This window comes from Paenibacillus sp. BAC0078, assembly GCF_054483875.1.
Genome location: NZ_JBTLRW010000003.1, coordinates 32,227 through 48,833, shown reverse-complemented (window position 1 = coordinate 48,833; position 16,607 = coordinate 32,227). Strand labels below are relative to the sequence as shown.

At 42.4% G+C, this 16,607-nt stretch carries 12 protein-coding genes; 7 read left to right on the top strand and 5 right to left on the bottom strand.

The features are described from left to right. Nucleotides 1-149 precede the first annotated feature (149 nt). Complete coding sequence (locus tag ACX1DY_RS06940) at nt 150-1,007, bottom strand: AraC family transcriptional regulator (RefSeq protein WP_458963906.1); 858 nt, start codon at nt 1,005-1,007, stop codon at nt 150-152. Nucleotides 1,008-1,185: 178 nt separating this feature from the next. Here ACX1DY_RS06940 and ACX1DY_RS06935 point away from each other — a divergent pair, with 178 nt between their 5' ends. Beyond that, a complete protein-coding gene (locus ACX1DY_RS06935; protein WP_458963472.1) occupies nt 1,186-2,187 on the top strand; it encodes an ROK family protein in 1,002 nt (333 codons plus the stop codon). Nucleotides 2,188-2,345: 158 nt separating this feature from the next. Further along, nucleotides 2,346-3,566, top strand: a complete 1,221-nt coding sequence (locus ACX1DY_RS06930; RefSeq protein WP_458963471.1) for an MFS transporter — start codon at nt 2,346-2,348, stop codon at nt 3,564-3,566. Nucleotides 3,567-3,773: 207 nt separating this feature from the next. Here the strand turns inward: ACX1DY_RS06930 and ACX1DY_RS06925 are convergent, their stop codons facing one another. Next, nucleotides 3,774-4,622 carry a helix-turn-helix domain-containing protein gene (locus ACX1DY_RS06925; RefSeq protein WP_458963470.1) on the bottom strand — a complete coding sequence of 283 codons (849 nt, stop codon included), beginning with the start codon at nt 4,620-4,622 and terminating at the stop codon, nt 3,774-3,776. A 301-nt stretch (nt 4,623-4,923) separates the two neighbouring features. Here ACX1DY_RS06925 and ACX1DY_RS06920 point away from each other — a divergent pair, with 301 nt between their 5' ends. The 5 genes from ACX1DY_RS06920 to ACX1DY_RS06900 all read left to right on the top strand — a co-directional run bounded on the left by ACX1DY_RS06920 (nt 4,924) and on the right by ACX1DY_RS06900 (nt 12,697). Then, entirely contained in the window at nt 4,924-6,594 is a 1,671-nt protein-coding gene (locus tag ACX1DY_RS06920; protein ID WP_458963469.1) for a carbohydrate-binding protein, read from the top strand. A 137-nt stretch (nt 6,595-6,731) separates the two neighbouring features. Then, the gene (locus ACX1DY_RS06915; RefSeq protein WP_458963468.1) at nt 6,732-8,063 is read left to right on the top strand and encodes an ABC transporter substrate-binding protein; all 1,332 of its coding nucleotides are present in this window, start codon (nt 6,732-6,734) and stop codon (nt 8,061-8,063) included. Between the two features lie 555 nt (nt 8,064-8,618). Further along, nucleotides 8,619-9,836 carry a hypothetical protein gene (locus ACX1DY_RS06910; protein ID WP_458963467.1) on the top strand — a complete coding sequence of 406 codons (1,218 nt, stop codon included), beginning with the start codon at nt 8,619-8,621 and terminating at the stop codon, nt 9,834-9,836. Further along, on the top strand, nt 9,829-11,601 hold the full coding sequence (locus ACX1DY_RS06905) for an ATP-binding protein (RefSeq protein ID WP_458963466.1): 1,773 nt from the start codon (nt 9,829-9,831) through the stop codon (nt 11,599-11,601). Before ACX1DY_RS06910 ends, ACX1DY_RS06905 begins: the two co-directional genes overlap by 8 nt. A gap of 319 nt (nt 11,602-11,920) precedes the next feature. Next, on the top strand, nt 11,921-12,697 hold the full coding sequence (locus ACX1DY_RS06900) for a Shedu anti-phage system protein SduA domain-containing protein (RefSeq protein WP_458963465.1): 777 nt from the start codon (nt 11,921-11,923) through the stop codon (nt 12,695-12,697). 243 nt (nt 12,698-12,940) lie between these two features. Here ACX1DY_RS06900 and ACX1DY_RS06895 read toward each other — a convergent pair whose 3' ends face one another. The 3 genes from ACX1DY_RS06895 to ACX1DY_RS06885 all read right to left on the bottom strand — a co-directional run bounded on the left by ACX1DY_RS06895 (nt 12,941) and on the right by ACX1DY_RS06885 (nt 16,449). Next, nucleotides 12,941-13,777 carry a class I SAM-dependent methyltransferase gene (locus ACX1DY_RS06895; RefSeq protein ID WP_458963464.1) on the bottom strand — a complete coding sequence of 279 codons (837 nt, stop codon included), beginning with the start codon at nt 13,775-13,777 and terminating at the stop codon, nt 12,941-12,943. A 209-nt stretch (nt 13,778-13,986) separates the two neighbouring features. Further along, nucleotides 13,987-15,702 carry an ABC1 kinase family protein gene (locus tag ACX1DY_RS06890; protein WP_458963463.1) on the bottom strand — a complete coding sequence of 572 codons (1,716 nt, stop codon included), beginning with the start codon at nt 15,700-15,702 and terminating at the stop codon, nt 13,987-13,989. Nucleotides 15,703-15,978: 276 nt separating this feature from the next. After that, nucleotides 15,979-16,449, bottom strand: a complete 471-nt coding sequence (locus ACX1DY_RS06885) for a pyridoxamine 5'-phosphate oxidase family protein (RefSeq protein ID WP_458963462.1) — start codon at nt 16,447-16,449, stop codon at nt 15,979-15,981. Nucleotides 16,450-16,607 lie beyond the last annotated feature (158 nt).

The following is a 16,607-nucleotide window of genomic DNA, read 5'->3' as shown; positions in this document are numbered from 1 at the left end:
TAGGACATGCAGAATATGCGGAGTTCCCTTAATGACGGATGATGTGGCGATTTACCTGAAGCTTGTTACGCGAAACGCTCAAGACTTCCTATGCATAGACTGTCTTGGCGAGAAGCTGAAATGCGGACGAGGCCCCATTGAGCAATTGATTAAATATTTCCGGGAATCCGGGAATTGTGTGCTGTTTCGCTAAGCCGACTGCCAGTATTTGCCGTGCTGTGTGCCGTTCTATATTGCGTTGGGGTATACGAGGTTGCTTTTTTGAATGCTTTTGAAAAATATAACGGGTCCTGGTAGCCAACGGAATAAGCCAATGACTTTATAGATAACTGAGAATTTTCCAGTAATTCGCAGGCGCGCCGAATTCTGAAGGCGGTTATATAGCCGGAAATGGATATGCCGTTTTCTTCCTTGAACAACCGAAACAAGTAGCTGCGCTCAATCTTCACAAATTCCACTACATCCAGAACAGATAATGAAGGCTTCCAAAAGTTGCTTTCAATATATTCCCTTGCTGATAATACGTAGTCTTTGGTGAGAAAGGCTCGGTCACTAGGGTAGTACTCCATGTAATAGGACAATAAAAGATGCAGTCCTGCATCTGAACGCTCTTGTTCGAACGGTTCTATTCCGGCGGTCTTGACCATATGGAACAAGGGTTTGAAATCTTGAGGAGATGCCTCCAGGGTCGGATGGTCAGGCGCAATATTAATCATCGACATGAGGCGCGATGCTTCTGCACCGCTAAATTCAATCCAGAAATACTCCCACGGGTCCTGCGGATCAGGATAATAATACACTTCCATATGAGGGAAAATAATAAAGCTTTCGCCTGTCTTCAAAGGGAAGGTAGCCTGGCCTGTCTTCAAATAGCCCTTTCCGCTTGCTATATAATGCAGGGCGTATACATCCCGGACACCCGGCCCCCATTTATGTGAATTCGGAGGCTTGTAACCGTTCCCTCTACAAATTGAACGCCCGCTGAACCCATAACACGAAGAATTCATAGTCAGCACCTCTGTAATGCGTGAATATTCGATAGATACTATGATAGATACCATGATATTAAACTGTCAATGTGTATTCAATACGGGCAATGTGGCACAGCGGGCGGCATCCATGTAAAATCATATTATGTGGATTATTCAGATTATGGACTAAATGGTGCATAGAGAGGGAGGCCATATGAAGAAAGCAAACGCCAATTTAATGAAAGAAATCAATTTAAATCATGTGCGCCAAGTGATGAAACGTGTTGAAACGGCGACCAAGCCGCAGCTGGCCTCACTCACCAAGCTTAGCGTAGTTACAGTAAACTCCCTGGTCAAGGAGCTTCATGACCTTGGAGAGTTATTTGAAGATGAGACTGTTCCATCTAACGGCGGAAGACCCGCGCTGACCTATCGTTATAATTATGATTTCAGCCTTGCACTCGTCATTTATATGAAGGAGAAGGAGGGCCAGGAATTTTTTGCAGCAGCGGTAGTTAACCTGGAAGATCACATTTTGCAAAAAGAAGAATATTTAATTCCTGCTTTAGACCGTCAGCATTTCCATGAGGTGATTGGACGTTTCCTCGCTTTGTATCCTTCCATTAAAGTGATTGGCATAGGCATTCCTGGACAAGCCGTTAATGGTGAAATTACGGTTAGCAGTCATCAGGAGCTGAAGGGCTTTCGCATGAGCGAAGAGATTGAATCGCAATTTGGACTGCCCGTTAGGGTGGAAAATGATATAAATGCCGCCATAAGCGGGTATTGCGCACAGCAGGAGCTGGAAGACGAGCAATGCATACTGGGGATATATTTTCCGGCGAAGTACCCTCCCGGAATGGGGATTTATCTGGATGGAAAAATCGTCAAAGGCAAAAACGGCATGGCCGGAGAAATCAAGTTCCTCCCCATGAGTCCAGACTGGTATCGTGAAATGGGTCAGGAAGCTTTTGTGGCCGCAGTATGCCAGATCCTTCAAAGCGTCAATGCCGTCCTTGCTCCAGACAAGATTGTGCTCTATCAGGATAGAGTGGGAGCAGATACTTGGAACACTGCATGGGAAAAATATCAGACTCAGCATCCGATGCCGTCGTTTCCTGAAGTGATTTTACAAGGGACCTTTCAAAATGATTTTGAGGCAGGCATGCGCTGGCTAACGCTCAAAGAGTTGGAGCCGGTCCTGACATTTAAATAAGATCAGCAGAACCCCTGGGATTTTACTGTAGGGGTTTCTTTCTGTCTTTTGTCTTGACAAGGAGAGGATACAGACGCATACTAAATAAAGATAGTTTATAAAGTTATTTTAATATGTCGGCAGCAATAAATATTCATTCATGATGAGGGAGGTGGAGTATGGCAACTTGGTTGCTGATTGTTATTTATCTGGCATTTATTAGCTTGGGACTTCCGGATTCCCTGCTTGGGTCGGCCTGGCCGGTGATGTGGCCTGAAATGGGAGCTTCACTTGGCTCTGCCGGTATTTTGTCAATGGTTGTAGCCGGAGGGACGATCGTATCCAGTCTGGCAAGCGGAACTTTGCTAGAGCGATTGGGGACAGGTAAAGTGACCCTGATCAGTTGTTTTCTGACTGCCGGAGCGTTGCTTGGATTTTCTATGGCCCCCTTAATGTTGTGGCTGGTTATATTGGCTATTCCTCTTGGTCTTGGCGCAGGTGCAGTAGATGCGGCGCTGAATCATTATGTAGCTGCAAACTATAAGGCGCATCATATGAACTGGCTGCACTGTTTCTGGGGCTTAGGAGCAACTATGGGTCCGATTATTATGTCCTACTATATTGCTGATCATAACTCCTGGAGAGGGGGATATACAGCAGTAGCCGTAATTCAGTTCACACTGGTCGTAATTTTGCTTCTTACGCTCCCCCTATGGAAACGTATCGCGGCGAGTCATGAGCCTGAGCCCGCACCAAGTGACATGCAGCATGATCAGGCTGAATCCGTTCTAGTACAGCCAGAGGATAAGATAAAAACCAATCTGCTCCGCATCAAAGGCGTCAAGCCTTCCCTGATCACTTTTTTATTCTATTGCGGGGTTGAAAGTATGGTGGGGCTGTGGGGAGCCAGTTATTTGGTTGGCGCGAAGCAGATCACAGCAGATACGGCTGCGGGATGGATTTCTTTATATTATGGCGGGATTACGATTGGAAGAATGATTACAGGCTTTATTACGCTGAAGGTCCATAATCGTGTGTTAATCCGGTGCGGTCAGCTTGTTGCTATTGCAGGCGGGGGCATCCTTTTGCTTCCGCTGCCTGACGCGTTTTCCCTTGCTGGATTCATTCTGATTGGCCTTGGGCTCGCCCCTATCTATCCCGGGCTTCTTCATGAAACGCCAACCCGGTTTGGAAGAGACAACTCGGCGAGACTTATGGGAATTCAGATGGCTGTCGCTTATACGGGAACGACGTTTCTTCCTCCGCTTGTTGGCATAATCGCCACACAGGTGAGTATCGGCTTATTCCCGTTTATCGTGCTTGTGTTCCTTCTTACCATGCTGATGAGCGCAGAGGGAGTTAACCGTATCTTAAGCCAACAAGAGAAGGTGAGAATTTAGTATGTTAGCGTACGTGTTATTATGTGCTGTCATATGGATTGGGACTTATTTATGTATGCGGATATCTGAAGAGCCAATTGAAGTGAAAACGATTCGTTCGATTGACGATTTGTTTGAATAGATATAAAAATAATGAAGCCGTGCGGATTGTCCGCACGGCTCTTGTCATTGCACAAAGCGCTTATTAGCTGCTGCTTCAGTTACAGTTTATAAATTGCTTTTTTTGGTGAATTTTCCAGGTGAGATTCCGGCGATCTTGGTGAAGCTGCGGATAAAGTTGGCATAATCGCTAAATCCGGATTGATAGCAGGCTTCAGTGATGCTGAGACCCTCGCAGAGATAGGATTTGGCCAGGGAGACGCGGCGATCCAATATATACGAACGAAGCGTTAACCCTGTATGTTTTTTGAACTGGCGGCTGATATAAGTGCTATTCAGATAAAATGCAGCGGCCAGATGTTCAAGCGAGATGTCCTGCGCGAGATGAGCTTCGATATAATCCATGGTTTTACGGACCAGCTCTGGCATGATATCGGTAGGGATAAAGCTGGCATTCTGAAAAATAGTGTTAGTCAGCACTAATAACTGAGCGACATAGCTATTCGCCCGAATATCTGATCCATACGCATCCGAAGCAAGAGCTCCCTCCAGATCACCGGTTAATTGTAGAAGCTGCTTTAGCTCAGACTCGTCGAGATGAACGATATTGCCTTTACCTTTCGGACGGAAGTCGAAGCAACCGGATAAATTAGTTGCCGGTGTAGAAAGGCGATGCAGGTAAGATTTCTGCAGGTTGATGGTAATCCGTTCATATTCAGATTCATCCAGGCTGAAGGAACGGTGCATTTCTTCCGGGTTGATGACAAGCAAATCGCCTGGCTCCAAATGGTAGCAGCTGTTCTCAATATAAAAGTTGACGTTGCCGCGAAGAAAAAGGTACAGCTCGTATGCGTCATGCCGGTGATAGAAAGTACCCATGTTAAATGTAGTAATCCTGTGAAGATAGAGAAGATCTTTTTTTATGGGATCATATCGAAGCTCAAAGGGCTCGTTCATGAGTAACCTCCTGATCTGTTCGCGCAATAGATATAGCAGAATACGCAATGAAAAAATTCCAAAATTTCTTTAAAATGTCATTATAATAGCATGAAAGGAAGCATATTGCAAGTATTTTTGTATGCAGCAGCCGTGATATGTAAGCGATTTAATGTGGATATTCCAAGTATATAGGATTATTGAAAAGGAGGTTCAATTTTTTGTCTTTGGTACGAAAGGGGGTGGTCAGAGCAGGTTGTTTAAATCACATTTTCAAAGTTTTTAATCTATGGGGAAGATTATTTGATGAGGGGATGAAAGAATGATTTCACGTGTGAAAAAACCAATTAGTCTATTATTGGCATGTGTAACAGCGCTATCATTAATGCTTGTGCCGGCACCTCCTGAAGCTTCAGCAGCAAGTAATGTGACCGTTAACTTATCGGCAGAAAAACAAGTGATCCGCGGATTTGGGGGAATCAACCTCCCGGCTTGGATTGGAGATTTGACAGCAGCGCAAAGAGAAACGGCTTTTGGCAATGGTGCGAATCAGTTAGGTTTTTCTGTGCTGAGAATCTATGTGGATGACAATAGGAACAATTGGTATAGAGAAGTTGAGACTGCAAAAAATGCGATTTCGCATGGAGCCATCGTGTTTGCTTCGCCGTGGAATCCTCCAAGTGATATGACTGAGACCTTCAACCGCAACGGAGATACATCAGCCAAACGCCTGAGATATGATAAGTACGCCGCGTATGCGCAGCATCTTAATGATTTTGTCACATACATGAAGAATAATGGTGTGGATCTGTATGCGATTTCTGTCCAGAATGAGCCTGACTATGCACATACCTGGACCTGGTGGACCCCAGCAGAAATGCTTAATTTTATGAAAAATTATGCCGGGACTATCAATTGCAGAGTAATAGCGCCTGAGTCATTTTCTTATCTGAAAAATATGTCAGACCCTATCTTGAACGATTCGCAGGCTCTTGCCAATATGGACATTCTTGGTGCTCACACCTATGGCACTTCGTTTAATAATTTCCCGTATCCTCTGTTCGAGCAAAAAGGAGCGGGAAAAGAGCTCTGGATGACGGAAGTGTACTATCCGAATAGTAACAATAACTCTGCGAATCTCTGGCCTGAGGCCTTGGAGGTTGCCTATCATATGCACAATTCCATGGTAGAGGCAAATTTCCAGGCATATGTGTGGTGGTACATCCGCAGACAATACGGTCCTATGAATGAGGACGGTACAATCAGTAAGCGCGGGGACAGCATGGCACAGTTCTCGAAATTCATCCGTCCCGGATATGTAAGGGTTGACGCGACAAAGAATCCTGATACCAACATTTACACCTCTGCCTATAAAGGTGACAACAAGGTTGTTATTGTTGCAATTAACAAAGGAACTTCAGCGGTAAGCCAGAACTTTGTCCTGCAAAATGGGACTGCATCGAGCGTATCCCCATGGATCACTGATGCCAGCAGGAAGGTTGCAGCCGGTGCATCCATCAATTTGTCGAACGGCTCCTTTACAGCCCAGCTTCCTGCCCAAAGTGTCACAACTTTTGTAGGTGAACTTGGCGGCAGCACTGGAAGCGGCACCACTTATGAAGCAGAGACGGGCACAACATTGAATAGCGCCGTTGTAGAAACAATCTATTCCGGCTATAGCGGTAGTGGTTATGTCAACTTTAATGCTTCAACCGATGCAGCCATTCAGTGGAACAGTGTCTACTGTGCTGCCGCGGGCACGAAAAATGTGAAGTTCCGGTATGCACTGGATACCGGAACAAGAAATCTGGATGTTTATGTTAACGGAGCGAAAGTGATCACCAGTGCCGCCTTTGCAGCAACCGGCAGTTGGACAACCTGGGGCGACAAAACAATCCAGGTCCCCATGAGTACCGGGAACAATACGGTGAAGGTGGTAACAACCGGTACGGAAGGACCGAATATTGATAGTATCACTGTTTCGTCCCAGTAGATTCGCTTAAGCTCTACAATCTCATTTCCGGGCGATTTTAAAACAAATCGTGCATTGCCCTCATATAAACTTCAACTCATAATTGTTACTATAACTTTGAAGCTAGACAATAAAGAGTTGAAGTAGGAGGGTTAAAGATGTTGAAATGGAAGCGTTCTCTTACTGTCTTGGCCATGACAGCCTTGCTGGGAACATTGGCTGCTTGTGGAGGTGGCGGAGAGACCAAAAACAATGCCGGATCTACTACAGAGCCTGCTAGCACTGACACTGCCAAAACGGCTGCACCAAGCAATGAACCTGTCAAGTTGCGTATCATGTGGTGGGGCTCCCAGCCACGCCATGAGGCAACCTTGGCTGCGCTGGATTTGTACACAAAAAACAATCCGAATGTAACCTTCGAACCGGAATATTCAGGTATGGATGGTTATTTGGACAAATTATCGACTCAGGCTGCGGCCAATAATGCACCGGATATCGTTCAGCTTGATCCGGGCTGGATGCCGGACTGGATGTCACGCAAGCAATTGATTGAGCTGGCGCCTGAGGTTGATGTAAGCAAATTTGATGAGAAATTACTGTCCGGAGGCCAGCGTGACAGCAAGCAATACGCTGTTCCTCTGGGCTCGGTAGCGTTCGGTATGGTGTATGACAAGGCCTCTATGGACAAGCTCGGAATTGCAAATCCGGCAAATGGCTGGACTTGGGATGATTTCTTTGCTTTAGCCAAGGAATCCAAATCCAAGCTGCCAAGCGGACAATACTTTACCTTGGACTATGCGGGCAACTATTTTATGTATTCCGCCTACCAGTACGCTAAGGGTAAAGGGCAGGTTATTACGGATGATGGCCACTTCAACGTCGATCAGGCTACTTTCTTAGATTGGACCAAGAAATTTGAGGAGCTTCGCAATGAAGGGCTGGTTCCTCCGGCTGATGTCAATGCATCCGATAAGGAAAATGATCCGCAAATGGATTTGATGGCAGCAGGCAAAGTGCTGTTCCGGTATAGCTTCTCCAATAACCTGGGTACTTGGGACAGTATCAAGCCAGGCGCTTATGCGCTCGTAACTATGCCGCGTGCAGAAGAAGCAGGCGGATGGCTGAAACCATCCATGTTCCTGGCCGTCTCCAAAGATTCCAAGCATGCAGAAGAAGCTAAAAAATTCGTTAACTGGTTCGTAAATAGTCAGGACGCAGGGAACATTCTGCAAACCTTCCGTGGTCTGCCGGCCAATAAGGAAATTGCCGCTTCCCTGGAAGCGAGCATGAGTGATTTGGATAAGGTGGGTCTAGGACTTCTCCGCGCTACAGAGCCGGATGGTCAAGCCTGGTCTCCCGGAGCAGGCGGCTGGACGAACTTTATAGACAAAGACTGGGTGCTTATCCGGGATCAGCTGAGTTTTAAAAAGGTCACTCCGGAGCAAGCCTATGACCAGTTAAAAGAAGCGTCTCAATCTTACGAAAAATAATTTAAGGATGCATGGGGCTGTCCCAAAAGCCATGAAATGGCTGCTTGGGACAGCCTTCGTTTTTTTAGTTCAAGATCATTCGCGGTGAACCGTACCACAAGTAGCGGCAAGTTTTGGCCCCTCGGCCCAATCTTCTATTTGGGTAAAGTTGATATCTTCTCAGGTGACGGTAACGAACAGGTCGGTGCCGTCGAAGTAGGGATTTACGCCGGAGTTGTCCTGAAAGGTCTGAGCAACTTTGACTTGGAATTTAGTTACTGGGCTCGCATCCTTCGACTTCAGTCAGTTTGATCGCTGAGCGGGCGACAAAGAGAATGGACCCATCTGGGCTGAGCTGCTGGCTAAGAAAGTCCAGTAGCCTTTGTTGGAATATGGGTTCATAGTTATTTTCCTTTTGTAATTTTAGAAAAGCAATGGGTATAAAGATTCTTTACATTGTTTATTCTGTTTTTTATTTGGATGAATAAACTAGTATTTTAGCGAAAAATGCATATACAGTAATAGGAACTTTTGTGTACAATAAATACGAAAACGGAAAATATAGGAAGATGGGTTGTGTATAACTTGTCTAGAAGTGCAGACTACACAATACAAGGTTTTATTTATCAGTTTCATAAAACTCTGGTAGAAATTCTGAAAGATGAGAGTGATTCAACTATTTCTATAGAGGGAATTATTGAAGATATCGAAATTATGACAGCACGAACGACAACTGCTATTCAATGCAAGTATCATGAAGAAGAACAAAACTTCACATTAAGTAATGTATACAAACCTATTCTTCAGATGATGGAACATTATTTTGATAATCCAGGAATGAATATTGAGTATAAGCTGTATGCTCATTTTCCAAACGAAACTGTGGGAAATAATTATGAATTAAATGAGACACATGTTCAGACTATTTTTCAATCGCGTGATCAAAGATTCCAACGTTTCATAACTAAATTGAATGGTCGAATCGATACAGTAGCATTTCTAGAGCGATTTTCTTTGGAATTTGGTGCTCCCTTACAAACTTTGATAGAGCAGATCATTAGCTTAATGGAAATAAATCAATTAAATAAAGATGATATTGATACTTTATTTTATCCTAATGCTATCCAAAAAATTGCTGAATTGAGCATACTACATGAATCAGAACTGAGAGTAATAAAGAAATCCACTTTATTGAGCGAACTACAACATATTAAAAAGATAGCAATAACAAGATGGACAAGGTCCTTACTTACGCTGGATAAAATGCTGATTACTAGAAGGAAGCAATTGAAAGTTAATCTTGATAAGAATTCTAGGTCAAGATATTTGTTGCTATCCGAAAAGTCAATCAGTAGGTTTAACGATGAAATAGTGAATTTTGTGTCAGACTTTGTAAATAAATATCATTTTAAGGAGGTGCATGACAAGACACCACTATTCTGCTTAGACTGTTCTCCTGAGGTTTTCCAAGAAATTCGAATTAGATTACATAAGAAAAATATTAAATATAATGATGGGCTAGTAACTGATGAATACTTCGACAAAAATAAATTTTTATCTGGTCCTGTAAGAGCTAAAATTGGAAAACAATTTTATTCTGATTTTCAAGTTAGGCTATTAAGATTCGATGAAAATGTTAGCGAAGTATTAAATGAAATAAAAGGTGATGATTTTTTCTTGTTTGCTGAGGCGATACCTGAACTCGATTTTCAAGATGTAAATGTTGAGCATATAAATCTGGGCCAATTTGACCAAATTAAATTTATTATGGGGATGACTGATATTTATGACTGATGTGGTCGGCAAAGTTTTATCAAGCTCGCCCGATTGTGTTGTAGTTGCTATATTAAGTTTGAAGGCTTTAGAAGATAACAAGGATAAGCTACAAGTCGGTCAGTACTTAAAGATTGCAGATGGAAATAGTAATTTTATAGTAAGTATAATTAACAATATTAAGGCGATGGATTACAATATTCATGATGATCTAAAGCTCATAATTGAATCACAACCAATAGGAACTATTGTTGAAAGTAATTTTTATAGAGGTGCCAAAAATCTACCAGTTCCAACTGAACCAGTATTTATTATGGATGCGGATTTGCTTGATCGTATATTTGGCGCAAGTGCGGAGTATAACTTTCCAGTGGGTGTATTAACGCAAAATGAGCATATTCAAGTAAAATTAAATGGAGATAAGTTTTTTGGCAAACATGTTGCGATTGTAGGATCTACAGGCGCAGGGAAGTCTTGTGCGGTAGCTAAAATACTACAAAGTGCTGTTGGTATTAATAACTCGATGAATATAAATTCCTCGCAACAAAAGAACTCGCACATCATTATCTTTGACATTCACTCGGAATATTCTGCTGCATTTACATTAACAGAAGAACAGAATTTTACACTTAATAACTTATCAGTGGAAAAGATGAAGCTGCCTTACTGGTTAATGAATTCAGAAGAATTAGAATCTTTATTCATAGAAAGTAACGAAAATAATTCCCATAATCAAATCTCAATGTTTAAAAATGCTGTTATTTTTAACAAGGAAAAACATAATCCTACTGTAACTGATATTACCTATGATACACCTGTCTATTTTGATATCAATGAAGTGTATAACTATATTGAAAATATGAATAGAGAAGTAATCAGTAAGCTTGAGGGAGAGAACTGCCCAAAATTTACAGATAATAGATTGATAAGGGATAGAAAACAATTTTATTTTACTGGCACTCATGAATTTGTACCGCAATCAACGGCTGCTGCTAATAAAGCTAGCAATGGCCCCTTTCATGGAGAATTCAATAGGTTTTTATCGAGATTAGAAACTAAACTCGCTGATAAAAGACTGAATTTTCTTTTAAGTCCAACCAAAGAAGGAGGAGGGCTATACTCAACTAATGATTTTGAAGACGTTATGAAGCAATTCTTAGGATATCTAAAAAAATCTAATGTTACTATAGTTGATCTAAGTGGAGTGCCATTCGAGGTACTAAGTATCACCGTGAGTTTAATTGCGAGGCTAGTCTTTGATTTTTGTTTTCACTATTCAAAGGTTCAGCATGATAAAAATCTGCTTAACGATATACCGGTAATGATTGTTTGCGAAGAGGCACATAATTATATTCCACGTAATGGTGGTGCTGAATATAATTCATCTAAAAGGTCTATTGAACGTATTGCTAAAGAGGGGCGAAAGTACGGGTTAAGTATAATGGTAGTAAGTCAGAGACCTTCAGAAGTATCTGAGACGATATTAGCACAATGTAATAACTTTGTTTCGCTTCGTTTAACAAATCCAAACGATCAAAGTTTTGTGAAAAATCTTATGCCAGATAGTACAAAAAATCTTAGTGACATACTCCCTAACCTAGGCCCAGGGGAGTGCATAATTGTCGGTGATTCAGTAATAATGCCTACTATTATTAAGATGGACAAGCCGGTTCCTGAACCCAAGTCACAAAGTGTATTATTCGCTCAAGAATGGGAGCGACCTTGGAAGCAAGTAGCGTTTACAGACGTTATAAAACGTTGGAGGAAAGAGGAAGGCATAGAGTAGTTTTATAGGGGGATAGTCCTTTTCAAAACTACTCTAAAGCTTGCGCTGTAGTAGCCGCAAAGGAGTTTGTCATAAACAATAGAATCTTTCCCGGAAAGATTGAGTATTCTTTGTCGTACGGGGACCAGGGTAAATTAACCTTAGATAATACCTGAGCTCGTAAAATTATAAATCCCCTGATTAAACCTTAAATATTTAAATTCTAAATGATATAGGGGCGATTGTTATTTTTTCTAAAAAGTATGAAGTCATAAAAAACCCTCCAAAAGAATTATCTTGGGAAGAGTATGAAAAAATTTCTTTAAAAGAATATAATGATTTGCTTAAATCATCTAGTAATAGCGAGAAAGCATTTCAATTATTTCTTGAAGAAAATCCTTCTTTTGTTCCGGGAGCGTTGGAGCTTTTTGGGCAATCCGGGCATTATCCATATATGCATACTTTAATCTCTCAACCTAAAATAGGGGGTCCCTTTAGTCGATTCCCTGATTTTCTGTGGTTGGCAAACGATAGTCTAACCTTTGTACCTGTTTTTATTGAGATTGAGAAGCCTGCCAAAACAATGTACCTGAAAGATGGGAATATGAGTGCAGCATTTTCACAGGCTATCGGGCAGATTTATGAATGGCAGGCAATTTTGAATAAACCAGAAAATCAATTGCTATTTTTTGATTTTTTCAATATACCCCAAACATTGAGAGAGAAACAATTTGACCCTCAGTTTCTTTTAATTTATGGAAGAAGAGCTGAGTATAAAGATAATGAATTATTGAGGGGGAAAAGAGCAGCAGTACGCAAGAATAATATTGATATTATTTCTTTTGATAGACTTCGGCCAATTAGAGATTATTATGAATTTACTTCTAGTCGGGTTAGGAATAAGAACTATTGGGTAAAAAACATTCCCCCCACTTTTAGATACCGTGCAGATTGTGCAGAAGAGCTTGTTTTAAGCAAAGGTTTTAGAGAGGCAATATCGAAGATGAAGCACACCTCGAAAGCGAGAAAAGATTTTTTAGACCAACGGTATGAATATTGGATTGATTATGGGAAGCTCCCTAGTAAAGGTATTGAAACAAGTGGCGAGGGGGAATAGTCTATCAGATGAACCTCTAATGAAATAAGAAATTTAAAATACTGGTTTTTTAAGATGGGAAATTTGGGTTCACCTAGTGGTGAACCTTTTTAATACAGAAAAAACTTGCCGTTATAGACAGCGCGGGGAACCGTACCACAAGTAGCGGCAAGTTTTTTACAGCATGAATGCCATAGGAGCAGGTAGGCCACGTTCTGGCTGGAACGTGGCTGGGCTTTGCTTTATGCCGAATAGTAGAGCAGATTACAACTTTTGCACAACGTAGATGAGGTTCATTCCACAATCAAGAGTGCCCTGTAGTTTGGTAAACGCAATTTCTTTTTCGACAATTAGCTTCCATAATTCTTTGTCGTTGCGGGCATTTTCAAGAGCAGAATCTCCGGCTTGCGTAAAGAGACCGGCGGAGCTTCTCTCTTGAACTTTTACAGGAAACTGAGCAAACAAAGCATCCATTTCGGTGCTTCTCATCATATGGACGTAATGCTTGCTTTCCACTGGATAATGCTCTTCGTCTTGAATCCCTGTATCCAAAAGCCACCTTGTAGCTTCAAGCCCGAATTGGTCCTTTTCATACCGTATGCCTTCAAGATAATAAAGTGAAGCGCCAATGAAACTCATAGACCCTACAATCAATATGCCCTCCGGCTTTAATACTCTTAGAAGTTCTTGTATGCCCGCCTTCTCTTTGTCCAAAAGATAATTGATTACACCGCCTATACAGACCACGCAATCGAAAGATGAATCCTCAAAAACACTCATATCAAGAACATCTAAAACATGGTAGGCCTTTATGCTGTCAATCAGTGAGAGCTCGCGCATTTTGGACTGATTGAATTCAATTTGATGACTAGAGATATCGGCAACGGTCAATTCCGCACACATTGCAACAATATCTTTAGTATATCTTCCTGAACCCGCACCAATCTCCAACACGTTATCGGTTAGTTTGAGATAACGCTTCAAAATATCAAGATGTACCTGATATAAAAGTTCGCCATGCCCATCTTTTTCAAGGCGCGTCCATTCACGGTCACCATAGTTATCATATCGGTTTCTTGGAATTTCGGGGTTGTAACTCATAAAAGCATCTCCTTTTCATTTTTGGCTTGATCATCGGGGGAATATCACTAATGTCGCTTTCAATCATACAACCACCTCCTTGAAAGATATGAATGTTCTTCACTTGCAGCCCATTATACCAAAATTTGTATTGATAAAGTATAGAACATAACAAATTCAGTCATAGGAAGAAGAAGGGGGCATACCGCCCCCTCCTTCCTCACCGCCCATTATTTACGCGACCTAACCCTCGGCTTCTCTAATCTACTCTGTTCACGCATAGCCTGCATCTGCCTTGCATGTCTTACTTCACGGCGGTTTTCTCGCGTTTTGAGTTGGCCGAGCATAATGAGCAGCCCCAGAGTGCCCAGCACATAAGAAACCACATGATTCACTTCATTCCACAGGTTGGCAGCAGTCAGAAAAAATACCGCGCCAATGATTGTGGCAATGATCCGCCCTGTATTCTTATTTTGCGTATCGATCAATTTTTTCTCAAAGGAACTCGATAACTTTACCCGTAAATTTCCGCTATCCATTTTATCGACTGCAGAAATGAACTTCTTGGTCGTAGGAAGGATTCCTTTTAGAAGTTTCTTACCTTCATCTATAACGTTGGAAAAGACGCTTCCCCGCAGATCGTCAAGCACAACCTCTTGGATATAAGGCTTAGCGGTCCCAATCAAATCAATCTCAGGGTCCAGTCCTAAACAAAGTCCATATATCGTGCCCACTGCTTTTCCCAAAAATGTTGTGTTTGCGGGTAGCTGAAAGGGCTGAGAATAGAGGAAATGACGTAACTCTTCAGCATTGTCACCTGACGTCACAAAACTCAAGTCAAACGTGTCACCGTTGATTTGTTCAAATAATAACGTAAGATTCCTTGAAAATACCTCTAAATCTGTATTTCGTCTTAAAAATCTCAAATGGTTCAAGGCCTCGATCGCGCCGTGGGAATCTTTTAAATACACCGCCATTAAAAGTGCTACCATTTGCGTCTTCATATCCTCGGCAATTCGTCCGACCATTCCAAAATCGATTAATGCTATGGTGCCGTCAGGCTGCACGAGAACATTTCCCGGGTGCGGGTCTGCGTGAAAGAACCCTTCTATCAGGATCTGTTCAATGAAAATTTCCATCAATGACTTCGCTAATTTCGTCCGATCCACGCCCCAAGCTTCAAGCTGGGCAAAATCGTTGATTTTTACACCTTCCAAAAACTCCATGGTTAACACTTTTGAAGTGGTATAGGGCCAATGAATGCCTGGAACAACGATATCCTCGCGATGGATAAACTGCATCTGAAATTCTTCGGCATTTCGCCCCTCTTTTTGATAATCGAGCTCATCCATAACGGTTTCGTAGAACTCATCATACACCGCATCAAGGTCCATGAAGGCTGCAATCTTAGTCTGGCGTTTCAATAAACGAATAGCAATTTCAATGGATTTCGCATCAATCTCAATAATATCCTCGACTCCGGGACGCATCACTTTCACTGCGACTTCTTCGCCTGTTCGTAAGGTCGCCCGGTGTACCTGTCCCAAGGAGGCTGCTGCGATAGGCGTCGCACTAAACTCGGCAAAAATTTCGTTAATGGATGCTCCGAGTTCACTCTCTACCTTGTGTTTGATCTCGGAAAAATCGACGGACGCTACGGAATCCTGCAGCTTTGACAATTCATCAAGAATTTCCTTCGGCAAAATATCCACTTGCGCACTAACATGCTGACCAAGCTTGATAATTAATCCGCCCATATCCATTGCGGTCTTCGTAAAATATGCTGCCTGTTTTTGATAGAAAGCTTTTGTTTTAGCTTCCAAGCGCCGCCCTGAAATAAAATACTTTTGCGTGCCCAGCCACCAGAAACCCCAGGCGAACTTAAAAATCATCCGCATGGTTCTTCTGAACCGGACATCCTTCATCAATTTAAAGAATTCGCTCATTCTTTTTTATCTACCTCAGGTCCTCTCTCACCCATTGATGTGGTTCCCAGCACTTTGCCATGCCCGAATCCGTGACTGTTGTCTTTTGTATGATGCATCATCAATCTCTCCTTTGATAGACAATCTGCACAATAGTATGCTATTTCATACTAATCTTATTTTCAAGGGCGTGCAATTTTCATAAATAGGAATAAGCAAGAGAACCGGAAATAGGCCATCCCCGGAGGGTGGCCCTAAAACTTGCAGACAGCGCGATGAACCGTTTCATAAGTAATCTTAATTTGCCGTTTTATTGACAAAATCAATCTCATTTCTGATCCCTTTATGGGCGTCATTCCACAGGCCCTTTATCAGGCGAATGCGCAGCAGGCATGTGTTAGGGTCTTCGTCGTTATTGGCTTCGTAATACCACTCGGCGAATATTGTGCGCAGCTTTGTCATCATCTCCGCGTTTTTCTCGTCACATACCCAGCCCAGGTTTTCACCGATACCATCGGCCGTAAAGTTTTCGACGATGATACAAACGGCGACTTCGGGGTTTTGGGCGATCTGCTGCATCTTGCCTGAGGTCGCGTTAGTGACAGTGTAGAATGCGCCGTCCTCATAATAGGCGTCCACAATGCGGGCGGCGGGACGGCTTTTGCCATTGGCCCCCGGTTCCAGCGCGATGGTGGACAGGGAGATCAGGCCGTCCTTGTTACCCACTTGTTCTTCCAGCAGCTTCATGGCTTCGTCGTACTTGCTCATTATATTACCTCCTAAAGTGTCATAAGGTATACATTATTAAGCTTATCATTGTAAAATCCTAGTGCATGTGAAGAATAATACGATAAAATATTAATTCGCTAATGTGGAAGCGGTGAATGCCGCTTCTTTTTGTCGTTATATTTTGAAAGAATTCGAGC

Bases quoted from the DNA above. Each gene is read 5' to 3' on its own strand.
- ACX1DY_RS06940 (WP_458963906.1), bottom strand. From the start codon at position 1,007: ATGAATTCTTCGTGTTATGGGTTCAGCGGGCGTTCAATTTGTAGAGGG.
- ACX1DY_RS06935 (WP_458963472.1), top strand. From the start codon at position 1,186: ATGAAGAAAGCAAACGCCAATTTAATGAAAGAAATCAATTTAAATCAT.
- ACX1DY_RS06930 (WP_458963471.1), top strand. From the start codon at position 2,346: ATGGCAACTTGGTTGCTGATTGTTATTTATCTGGCATTTATTAGCTTG.
- ACX1DY_RS06925 (WP_458963470.1), bottom strand. From the start codon at position 4,622: ATGAACGAGCCCTTTGAGCTTCGATATGATCCCATAAAAAAAGATCTT.
- ACX1DY_RS06920 (WP_458963469.1), top strand. From the start codon at position 4,924: ATGATTTCACGTGTGAAAAAACCAATTAGTCTATTATTGGCATGTGTA.
- ACX1DY_RS06915 (WP_458963468.1), top strand. From the start codon at position 6,732: ATGTTGAAATGGAAGCGTTCTCTTACTGTCTTGGCCATGACAGCCTTG.
- ACX1DY_RS06905 (WP_458963466.1), top strand. From the start codon at position 9,829: ATGACTGATGTGGTCGGCAAAGTTTTATCAAGCTCGCCCGATTGTGTT.
- ACX1DY_RS06895 (WP_458963464.1), bottom strand. From the start codon at position 13,777: ATGAGTTACAACCCCGAAATTCCAAGAAACCGATATGATAACTATGGT.
- ACX1DY_RS06890 (WP_458963463.1), bottom strand. From the start codon at position 15,702: ATGAGCGAATTCTTTAAATTGATGAAGGATGTCCGGTTCAGAAGAACC.
- ACX1DY_RS06885 (WP_458963462.1), bottom strand. From the start codon at position 16,449: ATGAGCAAGTACGACGAAGCCATGAAGCTGCTGGAAGAACAAGTGGGT.